General features: G+C 56.4%; 10 protein-coding genes. 5 read left to right on the forward strand and 5 right to left on the reverse strand.

Annotated elements, in window-relative coordinates; translation table 11 throughout:
• Nucleotides 1–157: 157 nt before the first annotated feature.
• The 3 genes from C4520_19030 to C4520_19040 are packed head-to-tail and all read right to left on the reverse strand — an operon-like array spanning nucleotide 158 to nucleotide 2663.
• Nucleotides 158–1060, reverse strand: a complete 903-nt coding sequence (locus tag C4520_19030) for a hypothetical protein (protein ID RJP16110.1) — start codon at nucleotides 1058–1060, stop codon at nucleotides 158–160.
• A complete protein-coding gene (locus tag C4520_19035) occupies nucleotides 1057–1563 on the reverse strand; it encodes a hypothetical protein (protein ID RJP16111.1) in 507 nt (168 codons plus the stop codon). Before C4520_19035 ends, C4520_19030 begins: the two co-directional genes overlap by 4 nt.
• Nucleotides 1560–2663: a phosphotransferase family protein gene (locus C4520_19040; GenBank protein RJP16112.1), complete on the reverse strand. Its 1104-nt coding sequence runs from the start codon at nucleotides 2661–2663 to the stop codon at nucleotides 1560–1562. The genes C4520_19035 and C4520_19040 overlap by 4 nt, the downstream gene beginning before the upstream one ends.
• A 180-nt stretch (nucleotides 2664–2843) precedes the next feature.
• Here C4520_19040 and C4520_19045 point away from each other — a divergent pair, with 180 nt between their 5' ends.
• The 5 genes from C4520_19045 to C4520_19065 all read left to right on the forward strand — a co-directional run bounded on the left by C4520_19045 (nucleotide 2844) and on the right by C4520_19065 (nucleotide 11358).
• Nucleotides 2844–5108: a penicillin acylase family protein gene (locus C4520_19045; protein ID RJP16113.1), complete on the forward strand. Its 2265-nt coding sequence runs from the start codon at nucleotides 2844–2846 to the stop codon at nucleotides 5106–5108.
• A gap of 276 nt (nucleotides 5109–5384) precedes the next feature.
• On the forward strand, nucleotides 5385–6857 hold the full coding sequence (locus C4520_19050; protein RJP16114.1) for a MerR family transcriptional regulator: 1473 nt from the start codon (nucleotides 5385–5387) through the stop codon (nucleotides 6855–6857).
• A 10-nt stretch (nucleotides 6858–6867) separates the two neighbouring features.
• Nucleotides 6868–8166: an MFS transporter gene (locus C4520_19055; protein ID RJP16115.1), complete on the forward strand. Its 1299-nt coding sequence runs from the start codon at nucleotides 6868–6870 to the stop codon at nucleotides 8164–8166.
• Between the two features lie 51 nt (nucleotides 8167–8217).
• Nucleotides 8218–9909, forward strand: coding sequence for a thiamine pyrophosphate-binding protein (locus C4520_19060; protein ID RJP16116.1), 1692 nt, complete (start codon nucleotides 8218–8220; stop codon nucleotides 9907–9909).
• 27 nt (nucleotides 9910–9936) lie between these two features.
• On the forward strand, nucleotides 9937–11358 hold the full coding sequence (locus C4520_19065; GenBank protein RJP16117.1) for an aminotransferase class III-fold pyridoxal phosphate-dependent enzyme: 1422 nt from the start codon (nucleotides 9937–9939) through the stop codon (nucleotides 11356–11358).
• A 13-nt stretch (nucleotides 11359–11371) separates the two neighbouring features.
• On the opposite strand, the gene C4520_19070 is transcribed toward C4520_19065, so the two are convergent.
• Nucleotides 11372–12190: an SDR family oxidoreductase gene (locus tag C4520_19070; protein RJP16118.1), complete on the reverse strand. Its 819-nt coding sequence runs from the start codon at nucleotides 12188–12190 to the stop codon at nucleotides 11372–11374.
• Nucleotides 12191–12216: 26 nt separating this feature from the next.
• Entirely contained in the window at nucleotides 12217–13653 is a 1437-nt protein-coding gene (locus C4520_19075; protein ID RJP16119.1) for a 4-hydroxybutyryl-CoA dehydratase, read from the reverse strand.
• Nucleotides 13654–13663 lie beyond the last annotated feature (10 nt).

Raw genomic sequence — 13663 nt, forward strand, 5'->3', positions numbered from 1 at the left:
GCGCGAGAATTTTCTGTTGCGATTATATTAACATCGAACGATGAAAGGGGCTATGGCCGTGACGCAAAAATTTATCGAGAAATATGAAAGAGCGAAAAGGGAGTGTTGGAGGTATGAAGCACAATCACATCGCCCAGAGGGGACATTGGGGTCCGCGTTAGGCGAGGTTTTCAAGATATTCGTCAATGCCCACGCCGGTTTCGCCCGTTTCCGAGAGCGAGAAATCCGAGAAGTTTTCGTGCACCGCCAGATCGGTTCCTTTTTCGCGAAGCGGGAGGAACAAGCCTGAGAACCTGCGCGAGGTAAGGGTCCAGACGCGTGCCTTCTCGTCGACGGCCTCATAGACTGAGCTCTGCGGCGCCTTCTGTTCATTGCGTTCTGTCGAAATGACCTTTACCGATCGGATTCCGGTGTTTCCCTGTTTCTCGGAGATGAAGCCGCGGTTCATATCGCGCCTGCCAGCGACGCGAACCTGTGAGATGTTGATGGTTCTCTCGGGGAATTGGGCGGCGACCCAGTTCCATCCCGCGATATTGGACTCGTTCCTGAATCCCCAGGAATGATCGCGGTGGCCGAAGCAGGAGATGGGGCGGGAGACGCCGTCTTTTTCGAGATGTCCTTCAGCGGTCAAGGCCTGTTCGTAATGGTTGATCGCCAGGCTTTTCTTATCGCCGCCGGGCTGTTTTCGCTTTTTTGTGGCGTAGTTGAACACATCGAATCGGGCGGAATACATCAAGTCCAGGGAATGATTGGGGCCATGCAACGTCAGGCGGAACGTCTTATGGGGTTCGACGAACTCGATGGAAAGCTTTCCATCGTTCAACTCGCGAAGGTTGTCATCGAGCGGGATCTGATTTGCATACATGAGGATTTCGTCGTCGACCACGTGGAACGCGCGAAAGTGAGCCTTCTGCTTGTGACGCTCGAGCGAGATGTGGTTGATGCCCCATGCCTTGTTCTTGCGATCGATGAAATTGAAGTACCAGTTTTCCTTCCACGCGTCTGTTGTGCCGCGGGGGTAATCGTGATGGATGAACTCGTCTTCCGGCCGGACGTTCATGCTGAATCTCCTTTGCGTTTTGAGCGGGAAATCCGTTCGAACCTCTGCGGGCGAAACAGCATCAGATCGCGGAAGATTCCCTGCTGAATCTGCTCAAGGGCCGCGCGCTCGATCGCTTCGGGGTCCGAAATCTCTGATCGGCGCTCATGAACGATGTCGAGCGCCTTGCTCAAGGTGCGCTCGATACGCTCGCGTTCGTCGCGCAGTTGAAGGCCGGTCATTTCGAGGAAGTTCAGCGGCTGGGCGGCCCCGCAGATGTCCGCCGGCACGGGCACTCCGGCTGTCGACAAAGCCGAGATCAGCATCCGGATCGTCTCCCGCCCGCTCTCGATATCCTGCACGATGAAGTCGTGGCGGTGTTCGATGCGTCCCTGAAGCTGGCTGAGCAATTCTATGACGGCGAAGACCTGTCCGCGGATGTAGTCCGATTCGATTTCCGGGGCTATGACATGCTCGAGGATATCGTTTATCCGGTTCACGTATATCTCGAATGGCTCTTTCATTGGGAAACCCGCAGTTGTTTACCGAGATATTTGGCAAGGGAGTAGTAGAACATGTCGATCAGGAAGGCGAAGACGCCGGGACGCAGATCGAGGTTCTTGCCGGTTGCGAATGCGTGCGCCGCGGTCGAGGTGATCCCGACCGCCTTCAAATCATTCAGTATCTGATAGTAATCAAGCTTTTGCCGGTCCACGTGGATTCCCGATTTTTCCTGGTATTTATCGAGGAATTCGTCTTCCGGCATCAAATGGCTCACCCAATTTGTCGGGGCGGGCGACCGCCACAGGCCCCCGAGCACATATACCAGGTCCTCGTGCGGGTCGCCGAGATGAACCATTTCCCAATCGAGAACGGCCCGGATGCGCCCATTCCGGTGGATGTAATTGCCGGTGCGATAGTCTCCATGCACGAGGCGCACGCATTCGTTGTGCGGCGCGTTGTGCTTGAGCCAGTTGACTGCCAAACTGACTATCGGTTTCCGCCTGTATCCGGCGCGTTCGATCACCTGTTCCCAGTATTCGACCTGGCTGAGAGCCGAGCCGCGGCCGGGTCCGGGGTCGCCCAGGAAATCCAGTCCCGCGGCGCGCCAGTCGCAGGTATGGATTCGGACGAGGTTCTCGATGAAGTCTGCGGCGAGGCTGGCTCGTTCGCGGTCATCGGGAATAAGGCGGTAGTCGGGGTCGTTCTCCCGGGTGAGGAAATGGACGTCGCCCTCGACTTTTTCCATGACGTAAAACGGGCGCTCGAAGACTGAAGGATCGGGTTCATACCAATAGGTTCTTGCCAGGGCGATTCCGCTATGCTGCAGTGCGTCAAGAACGCGGAATTCGATGGAAGCGTCATACGGTTCAAGCAGCCCGGCCGCCGGTTCCCGGCGGAGAATGATATCCTGCTCGACTGACTTTCCGTTCTTTCTGTATGAGAGTCCGAGACTGAAAGTCTCCATCGACCAGCCTTCGGTGTTTCTCCACTCCCGAATGATTTTCAGGTCGGCGCAGCCGAGCTTTTGGGCCAGGTAAGATTCGAGTTTCCAATTGGGGGCTGAAGCCATCGTTGAATCCGGTATTTTTTGAAGCTTACAAGGATTGAACTCTCGTGGCATAGTAGCAACGAGCGACTGAACGGAAAGAGTATATCAGAAAATATTTCGTATTTTCAGAATTTCTTTCGATGTTTGAAAGAAGTTTGAGAGGGAGGCCTTTGCATGGCTGGACTTCGTGAGGCAGGCAGGATAGAATGACATCCACCGAAAGCCCTTGTCTATATCCGAAAGGAGTGGGAGATGAAGAAGAATCGCCAGCGAACGTGTCTGTGTGAAAGAAGCCGCTTCGGGATTGGCCCGGCGGCCTGGTTCGCCGTTCTCACTTTGCTGATAAGTGCGGCATTTTCGGCGGCGAGCGCAGCCGCTGATTTCCCCGGGGTAGGGGAAGACGCCGGAAAGACAGTGATCTATCGGGATACATGGGGCGTCCCTCATATTTATGCTCCCACGGTTGAAGCCGGCGCATATGCCGCCGGCTGGGCGCAGGCGCAGGACCGGCCCGAGGAGTTGCTGAAGAATTTCATGCGCGGCATCGGCGAGAGCGCCAAATTTGCGGGTCCGGCGACAGTCAAGTACGACCTGGTCGCGAAGCTGTGGGATAATTACGGCGTGGCCGAGCGCAATATCGAGCACATCCGCCCGGCGATTCGCGGAATCAATCAGGCGTATGTAAAGGGTGTGAACGATTATTACGCGGCCCATCCGGAGGATGTGCCCGCGTGGTGGGGCGACCGCAAGGTGGATGAATACATGGTAATCGCCGCCGCACGTTTTTTCTTGTATAACTGGTCGATTGAGCAGGCGTTCGCCGACTTGAAGCGAACGGGGATCGAGCCGGGCTTTCCCGAGATCAGGCACGGCTCGAATCAATTTGCCGTGGCCCCGAGCCGGAGCGCCGAGAAAGCGCCGATTCTTGCGATTGACCCTCATCTCTCGTGGTGGGGGATGACGCGGTTCTGGGAATTTCGGATTCATGCGGGCGCGCTGGTGGGCAGCGGCGTGACTTTGCCTGGTTTCCCCACGATCGGCAACGGCCACAACGAGCACATCGCCTGGGCGATGACGACCGGCGGACCGGATACCGCCGATATATACGAATTGAAGTTGAATCCGAAAAATCCATCGCAGTACCTGTATGACGGCGAATGGAAACAGATGTCTTCGCGCGAGATCATCATTGAGGTGCGAAGGGCGGAGCCGCAGAGATTCACGGTGTACGACTCGCATTATGGGCCGGTTATTGCCATGAGAGGCGGCAAGGCGTATGCGGCCAGGATGGCATATGCCGATGCGGTTCAGGCGGGCGACAGTTGGTATGACCTGAATTTCGCAAAGGATTACCGCGGCGCGGCCGCGTCGGCCGAGAACCTGCAATATTATCCGCAGAACCTGATGGTTGCCGACACCTCCGGCAATATCTATTATCAACGCGTGGGCCGGGCGCCACGCCGCCCTACGGGTTATGACTGGTCTCGCGCCGTAGACGGATCGACATCGGCCACAGAATGGCAGGGTTTTCACCCCTCCTCGGACCACGTGCAGATACTTAATCCGCCGCAGGGCTACATGCAGAACTGCAACATACCGCCCGACGTCATGATGCTCAGGAGCCCGCTGACGCCGGACAAGAGCATCCCGTACATTTACAGCGATTGGATTTACGGTCCGCCCAACGGCTGGATCAATCAGCGCGGCGCGCGCGCACTGCAGCTACTGGCTGCCGACAAATCGGTGACCGCCGAGGAAGCGATTTCCTATATTCTTGACGTGCATCCGGCGGGCGTGGAGCAGTGGATAGCCGCGCTGAAGCATGCCCATGGCAAATTCGGAGCTGAATTCGAATCGAATCCGGATTACGCGATTGGCGTTAAGGATCTTCTTGCATGGGACGGCGAATTGCGGCGCGACTCGTCGGCTGCGCTGAAATATTATTATCTGCGGAAACAACTCCATCATGATCATGGAGAAAAAGCCGTGGAACTGGCGGAGCGTATCGCGCCTCTGCTCGCGATCGCGGGGAAAAAGCCCGCCTGGAAAAAAGTGGAGGATGAGGATCTGAGAATGCTGTTGTCGTCGGTAGCGCCCGCGATGGCCTCGCTCAAAGCGGATTTCGGTTCGCTCGATGCTCCTTACGGAGCGGCCTTTCGCGTCGGGCGCGACGAGGTATCCTGGCCCGTGGGCGGCGGGGGAGCTGAAGGACTGGGGACGGCCACCCTGCGCAATGTCGATTTCGGGCCTGAAAGGCCGGATCACACCCGCTGGGGTGAAGCGGGTCAGACATCGACGCAGATCGTCGTGCTGTCGAAGCCAATCCGCAGTTGGACCGCAGTTCCCATCGGACAGAGCGATCGGCCCGAGTCGCCGCACTACCGTGACCAGGCCGAGAAACTCTTCAGCGCGCGCAAGCTGAAGGAGACATGGTGGAGACCGCTTGATCTTGTTGGCCATATAGAATCGCGGATGGTCCTGGAAGGAGCGCCGACGCCGGCCCCGATAACGCAGTAAGTACGGCAATACACGGGCGCCAGAGCAACTTCTTTGGCGCCCGTTTTGTTTCCGCCTAAATATGGGGACAGCTCCCATATTTATAAGTCTCACCTGCTGATGGAAACATAACATACGTGTTTGCAGTATGTTATGACTATAAATATGGTGTCTGTCCCTAGATCTACCACATTTCCCTGTGCGGGATTTTGCTTGACAATAGGGCTGGGTGGGGATATGATTGCGGAATTAGAAGTAGCACGTGCGACTTTTAAGAGGAGGAAAGCGGGCGCCTGAATGAAAGTGAATGAGCAAGCGAGGCAGTTGCTGCGGGCGAGCAAACTGTCGGAACTGGCCGGAGTCCCGATTCCAACCATCAAGCATTACGTTAACGAGGGGCTCATTCCGCAGCCGATGAAGACCGGCAAAACGATGGCGTATTACGATCCCGCTTGTGTTGATCGGATCAAGCTGATCAAGCGCCTGCAGAAGGAGCAGTTTCTGCCGCTGGACGTCATCAAGCGCGTTCTGGATTCCGGCGCCGCATACGAAGAAGAACTGCAGGTGGGGCAGGCGATACTGAAATCACACAAAGCGGCGTCTCTGAGCAAAATGGTGCCCGAGCAGTCGATCGAACGGCGCTCGCATTATCCGATGCGGAAGGTGCGGCTGCTGGAGAAGGAGGGACTGATCATGCCGTCGAAAAAGGACGGCAGTCGATTTTATGACGCGGCGGATTTGAAGGTTATCGAGATCATGAAGCGGCGCGAGGAACTCGGTGTGCCCTTCGACCATTCCATCGAGACGCTGAGATTGTACAAGGAGGCGATCAGGGGGGCGGTGGGGCGTGATATCAGGTTGTTCGCGAAGAACTTGCTGGGCGGCTTCCCGAGCGAGCAGACGGTGAGTTTCCTCACGGAAGTTGATGATTCGCTCGATTCGTTTATCATTCTGATCAGGCAGAAATTGCTTCGCAGATTGGGCGGCGAGGCGATCAGCCAGATGAATGAGTTGTCGAAGAAGCTTGCGATGCTGTCGTTCACGCTTCCGGGCGCATATCTACCGGAAGACGAACCTGAAGAATTCATCCCGAGGCTTCTCTATTTTTTCTGTTCGGGCAGGCAGGCTTCAGTCGCTGAGTTCGTGGAGAGCCTACCTGAGACAGATGCGTCGAAGTATGCGGCTGCGGCGGTTATCGCGCATGTTTTGCGGAAGGATTTCACGGCGGCGCTCTCTCTGGTCAGCCGACAATTTCCGAAGCCGGACGGGCGCGTACTGAATGATGCGGCGGCGGCGCTGGCGTATATGGTTTCGGTGGGTGAGACGTCCGGTTTTACCGGCCCGAGCAACCTGGTGCGGAAGGCGCTGGCGCATCTGAGGGAGATCGAGCGGGCGCGGATGAAAAATAATGTTGCAGATTTGATCGGCGGCTACATCTGCGGTGCGATTTACGTTTTGCTTCCCGACATGTTTGACACCCTTGAGAGGGGCATCGACATGCTCGAGCGGGTCAAGCGGCGCCTGCGCGACAGGCGGATGCAAATCGGACGGATTCCCCCCTGGCTGGAGGAGACGGTTCAATTTGAAATTATTCCCGCCATGACAATTCGGGTGAACCGGTTCCTGGCCGAAGCATATTTACGGCGCGGTGATTGCGAACGAGCGGAACAGTGCCTGGCGGCGATAATAGAGATTGCGGAGCCGTGCGACGAGCATTCGCAGTGGGCGCGGATAAAGAAAATCGAAATCAGGAATATGCCGGTTCATTGATCGACAGGAGATGCCGACTTCGGTGGAAACTGAAACGCTCGCGAAAATCCGATCTCCAGAAACAACCTCAGTGAGATGGCGACTGCCTGTCGTATTGCTGATCACGGTAATAATTGCGTATTTCGACCGGCTGAACATTTCGCTTGCGCTTCCATTCATCGCGGCTGAACACGGCTGGACCGCCGAACAGACCGGCAAGTACGGCGGCACAATATTGAGTATCTTCTTTGTCGGCTATGGGCTGGCGAACATTTTTTTCAGCCCGATCGGTGAGAGAGTTGGCCCGCGCAGAAGTCTGATTACCGCCGTCGTTTTCTTTTCGCTCTTTACGGTAGCCGGAGCCGCCACAGGCGGGATTTTGTGGCTTTTCCTGGTTACGCGTCTCCTCCTTGGGCTGGGCGAAGGTATCCACTTCCCAATGAACAGCAAGCTTATCAAAAACTGGTTTCCTCTTTCAGAGCGTTCGAGGGCGAACGGGATGTGGGTCAGCGGGATTCTTTTCGCCACTGTTCTTGCGCCTCTGATTCTTGTTCCCATTATTCAGTGGTGGAGCTGGCGAGCGATGTTTTTGCTGCTCGGTATTATGGGGATGGTGATAACCATTCCGCTGCTGGCGCTGTTTTGTCATGATACGCCCGCCCGCCATCCATTCATAAGCACTTCTGAAAAGGCGCTCATTGAAGCGGGCATGGAGGCGCGGGAGCCGGAAGAAGAGAGATTCTGGAAACAGGTGAAGCCATTCTTACGGGACAAGACGTATTGGCTTGCGATGCTTGGCGGAATCTTCAATAATATTGCTTCATTCGGCCTTCTGATGTGGTTTCCGACGTATTTTGTTGAAGGTCGCGGACTCGCTTTCGACAATTTGAAATACGCGTTGTCAATTCCGTATGTGATCAGTATTGCGGGGATAGCGTTCATGTCGTGGGCGGGGGATAAGAGTCAGCGACGCGCCTATCTTGCCGGGGCGGGATATTTATTGACCGGAGTCATTGCATTTTTCGCCGTGAGAGCGTCGTCGATTGAGACGACTGTGGCGCTTTTTGCCGCTGCGCTTTTCTTTCAGATGGGATTCACCTCGCAGGAATTCGCGATTCTGCAGCGGATACTTCCGCGATCGCGTGTGGCCACCGGGACGGGGTTTTACAACGGCGTCGCGATGCTTATCGGCGGCGGGTTAGGTCCGGCGATTGTCGGGGGAGTAGTCGCGCTGAGCGGCAATTATGCGGCGGGCATACTGGCAATTCTTGGCGCAGCGTTTCTCGCCGGGTTCGATATGCTGATTCTGGGCAGGTTTTTAAAATATTGAGAATGAAACCGCGAATGAGTGTGTGTTCGTACATGTTAAGGAGGATAATCCATGCCGAAGACAACTGAGATCATTATTGATATTCTTGTTGATGCCGGAATCGACCACGTATTTGGGATGCCGGGCGGGGCGACATTATTTCTATACGACGCACTGTTCGACCGGCAGGACAAGATCCGCACGATCCTTGCGCGGCACGAAGGCGGCGCGGCCTGCATGGCGGACATGTACGGCCGGCTGACGGGCAAGCCGGGTGTCGTTATCGGGCAAGGCGCCTGGATGGGATCGAATGCCGCTGTCGCCGTGATGGAGGCCTATCTTGCGGGTTCACCGATGCTCGTGCTGGGTGACGTCTCGGATTATGGCGGCCTGATACAGCATGGGCCTTTCCAGTGCGCGGGCGGCGAATACGGCTCGATCGATCTGCCGAACATCATGCGCTCAATGACAAAATATACGACGGTGGCGAACAGTCCGGCCGAGTACGCCCACGGCGTGCAACTGGCGATCAAGCATGCCGTCACCGGCCGGCCCGGTCCCGCCTGCGTTTTGGCGCGGTGGGACGTTGCGATATCGGAGACCGAACTGGATTCAATAAATCCCAAATTGTTTTCGATACAGGGGCATATCAACGTCTCGCCGGCCTGCATTTCGGCTGCGGATGCCGGCAAAGCGGCCGATCTGTTACTCGGGGCCTCAGATCCAGTGATGATCACTGGTCGTGGAGTACACGCATCGCGCGCGTACACAGAAGTGCAGGAACTGGCGGAGCTTCTCGGGATGCCGGTTGCGACCAGCTACATGGGCAAGAGCGGAATAGCTGAAACGCATGATCTTGCAATCGGGACCATGGGCAACATCGGCCAGAGAACAGCGAATGAGAAGATCAATTCGGCCGATGTGATCCTTGCAGTCGGGACATGTCTTTCCCCGGAGAACACGCGGATGCTGTCGCCGGACTACATTGATGCTGAACGCCAGAAGATCATTCAGATCGACATTGAACCGCTGAACGCCGGCTGGAACTATCCCGTGGCGCTCGGTATCGCTTCGGACGCGAAGCTGGCGCTGAGGGCGGTGATTGATGCCGTAAAGAAGCGAGGGGTGAAATTGGATGTGAAGGCACGGATCGAGCGACTGAAAAAGCTGAAGGCGGAGAACGACTTTTTTTCGAGCGACTCGTATCATTCCGATGAGGAGCCGATTTCGCCCGAGCGGATTGTGAACGACCTGAATGAGGCGGTTGGCGCTGATGATCTGCTGGTGCTTGACGGCGGCAACAACCGCATGTGGTGCGCGAAACATTTCAAATCGAAAAAAGCCGGCCAGGTGATTGCGCCGGGCGGAGCGGCGGGAGTCGGCTGGAGCGTTCCGGCCTCGCTCGGCGCCCAGATCATTTCGGGCAACAGGCGCGTGGTGTGCGTGTGCGGCGACGGCGGCATGATGATGATGCTGTATTGCCTCGAGATGGCAAAGCAGTATGAGGCGCCCATCACGTACGTTGTCATGAACAATGCGTCGTTGGGAAACGTGAAGGATTTTCAGTCTCCCGAGCGCAGGATCGCCACGGAATATGATGAGGCTGATTTTGCGGCAATCGGCAGGGCAATCGGCTGTAAGGGTTTGAAAATTGCGCATCCGAATGAATTACTGCCTGCTTTGAAAGCCGCTATCCAGAGCGAGCGTCCGGCTGTTATCGATGTAACGACCAGTAAAGAAGCTCATTTCAAACTGATGATGTAACGGAATTTAGGTGCTGCCGAAAGGGCGATGCGGAGGTGGGCTATGAAATTCAAAGAGATCGAGAAGAGAGGCAATGCACTGAGCAAGATGCCGGTCAAGCATATACCGAAGGATGTGATGAATCGGGTTAATGAGGAAATCAGGCAGAAGACCAAGAAATCCAAGCGCATGTTCGAGGCGGCGAAAAAGGTGATTCCCGGCGGTTGCGAACACATGTTGTCGCATACCACGCCGTACCCGGTTTTTATCGAGAGAGGGGATGGCGCATATCTCGTTGACGTCGACGGTAACCGGTATATCGACTATTTAAATGCCGGCGGGCCTGTTTTGCTTGGACACAACCCTCCCGAACTGATCGAGAAAATGGTTGAGGTGATGCGGAACAAAGGCGCGCTCCACGGGCTGTGCGACGAGTACGAGACGCTGGCGGCCGAGAAGATCATTCAGCACATGCCTTCGGTGGAAAAGGTGCGCTTCCTGCAATCGGGCACGGAGGCCGATATGGCGGCCATCCGTCTTGCCAGGGTGTATACCGGCAAGAAGAAGATCATCAAATTCTGCGGCACGTATCACGGGTGGTCGGATCAGTTGGTCGTCGACCTCTGGGTTCCGCACAGCGGCCGTTTCATGGCGAACGGGATACCGGAAGAAGTTGCCGCGAACACGGTGATCGTTCCGCAGAACGATCTTGCGGCTCTGGAACGAGCAATTGAAGCACACGAGAAAGATGGGGGAGTGGCGGCGGTCCTCGTTGAGCCGCTGGGAGCGGAGTCGGGGACAATGCCGCTTGCAGAGGATTTCCATAAGGGCCTTCGCGAGATCACGCGGAAACATAACATCGCTCTTATTTTCGATGAAGTGGTAACGGGCTTCAGGGTGGCCATGGGCGGCGCGCAGGAGTATTTCGGCATCGACCCGGAACTGACGGTCCTGGGCAAAATCATGGGGGGCACGTTTCCTTCGAGCGGCGCGTTGGCGGGCAAAGCCGAGATCATGGACATACTGAATTCCGGCATCCTTTCGGGCGGGGGCCCATCCTGTTTTGTGGCCGGGACGATCGCCGGCAATCTGCTTTCATGCGCGGCCACGTATCAGGCGATCTGCGAGATTGAGAGGACCAACGCAATTGAGCGGGCGGCGGCGACAACCGACCGATTGGTGAAAGAATTGAATGAATTGTTCGAGGATCGGAACTATCCGTTCTTCGCATACAATTTCGCTTCGATCCTGCATATCGAGATGACCGGCGGATTGCACATCGATATAAACAGCGATGACGGTCTGCCGCAGATTTTTGAGCGGAAAACGGCGATGACGGACTACCAGACGTTTTTGCGCAATGAAGGGCTCATGACGTTAATGGGAAAGGGATTCGTCACGAGCGCTCACGGAGACGCGGAAGTGAAGAAGAGCGTGGACGCTTACAACAGGCTGCTGGACGCGCTGTAAGTTTGGCGCCTTTTCAGAATTTGATGGCGCCGCCGCAAATGCTGATCGTCTGACCGGTCACATAATCTGCGAGGTCGGTGCAGAGGAAATCGACGGCGACCTTTGCGCAGTCGTCCTCGGTGCCGAGGCGACCGAGGGGAACCTGTGCGAGAACGTTCTGGCGTATTGCATCATGCTTGAACGCGATCTCGCGGAGGCGCGCGGTTTCTATATAAGCCGGCGCGATGCAATTAACCGTAATGTTGTATGGCCCGAGTTCCTGCGCAAGATAGCTGGTGTAGCGGATGATTCCCGCTTTCGCGGCTCCGTAGGAGGCGTAGACCCCGCCGGGCTGGGCCTGAAGGCCGGCCTGCGAAGCGACGTTGATGATCTTGCCTGACCGCTGTTCCTTCATTGGAACGCTTGCGGCCTGACTGCAGTAAATGGTTCCCATCAGGTTTCGGTCGATCGTGGCCCGTAAATCGGTTTCCGACACGCTCGATGCGAAACTCTCGAAGACCTGCCCCGCCAATCCGCCTGCGTTATTGATCAGGATATCGATGCGTCCGAATTCGGCGATCACCTTAGCGACCATCCTCTCGACGGCCGTTTTGTCGCCGACGTTGCATTCGATGCCGAGGGAGCGGACCTTATAGGCCTCGATCTCGGCCATCACGCTTTCGGCGGTAAGTTCCTCGCCGAATTCTCGGGCCGAATCAAGGTTGACATCGTTGATGACGACATCGGCTCCGAACATAGCCAGGCGCAGGGCGTATCTGCGTCCCAGGCCTCTGGCGGCGCCGGTGACGAGGGCGACTTTTCCCTTCAATTTTCTCAGATCGATGGAACCCATTCTGCGCCTCCGGCTATGCCAAGTTGTTATTTGATCCCGCAGAGGACCCTGGCGAGATTCTTTTTTTGTTCGAGGTTCCCTTGCCGATAAATCATGACGCGCTGCGCCTGAGGGGAGCCGGCCCCATGCATCGATTCGACGAGCGCGGTGCCGGCGGTCATATTCTCGATGAGGCGGCACACGCGGACGCGATCGTCTGCGGACGCGGGGCTCGAAGCGGCATAATGCTTGCGCAGCAGGTCTCCGATCTCCTCGTTTCGGAAATCTTTTTCGCTCGGGATCGTGGCGATGAGGCCGCCTGCGATATCATGCGAAAGCCTGCCGATCTCGTAGATGAGCCGTGTGACGTTGTGCTTGCAGATGTTCGCCAGCAGTGGGTCCACGAGGTATGAGCCCGATTTTGTTTGCGTTCCTTCGCAGGAACAAGCGATCGAGCAGCAATACAGGGTTTCCGTAAGATGCATCATTTCGACCAGCTTATCGCGCACGTGCGAGGCCTTCTCGACCCCATTCATTTCTGCGGCGAGAGCAGTCGCTCCAATGATGATGTCGCTGACGCCTCCCTTGCAGGCTCCGTAATTCTGGCGGTGGAATGCAGCGAACCTCTCGACCAGCATGCCGGCGAACTCATACTCGCCGCACATGAATACGCGCTCCCAGGGAACGAAAACGTCCTCGAGAATAACGATCGCTTCACCGCCCACAATGCCGAATGCGGGATTTCCCATATCAGTCCGCTCGTTAAAGAGCTTGCGGTAATCGTTTGCTTGACGGCCGAACACCATGGTAACGCCGGGGGCGTCCGCGGGGACGGCGCAGCAGACGGCGAAATCCTTATCCGGCTCACGAAGTGCTATGGTCGGCATCAGGAGAACCTCGTGAGAGTTGACCGCCCCCGTCTGATGCTGTTTCGAGCCGCGAATGACGATGCCATCCTTGCGTCGTTCGGTGACATGGACAAACACGTCGGGATCCGGCTGTTGATGAGGCGGCAGCGAGCGATTGCCTTTGGAGTCGGTCATTGCGCCGCAGATCATCAGGTCTTTCCGCTGCATTTGCTTCAGGTATTCGATGAAGCGCTGGTGATAATCAGTGCTCTTGGCAGAGTCGATCTCGTATGTGGTCGAGTAAACGGCATTGATCCCGTCGAAGCCGACGCAGCGTTGATAGCAGGAGCCTGTCTTCTGCGAGAGGAATCTCAGCATCTTTACTTTGGTAATCAGATCGGCGGCGCTTTGATGGATGTGGAGGAACCTGTTGATCGTATCTCCGGTAAGGTGCGACTGCGCGGTCAGCAAGGGTTTTCCGTCGGCCGAGTGGGCCAGCCCATACGTCATAGCGGCGCAGCGGACGTGCGGCGCCGTGGCCGGATGGCTCACCACGTCTTCTATCTTCTCGCCAAATGCATATACTTTCGTCCGCATCGAACGAAGGCTTTCCATATACTCTTTTGATGTCATCATGGTCGAGACT

It is taken from the genome of Candidatus Abyssobacteria bacterium SURF_5 (assembly GCA_003598085.1).
Taxonomy (GTDB): domain Bacteria; phylum Abyssobacteria; class SURF-5; order SURF-5; family SURF-5; genus SURF-5.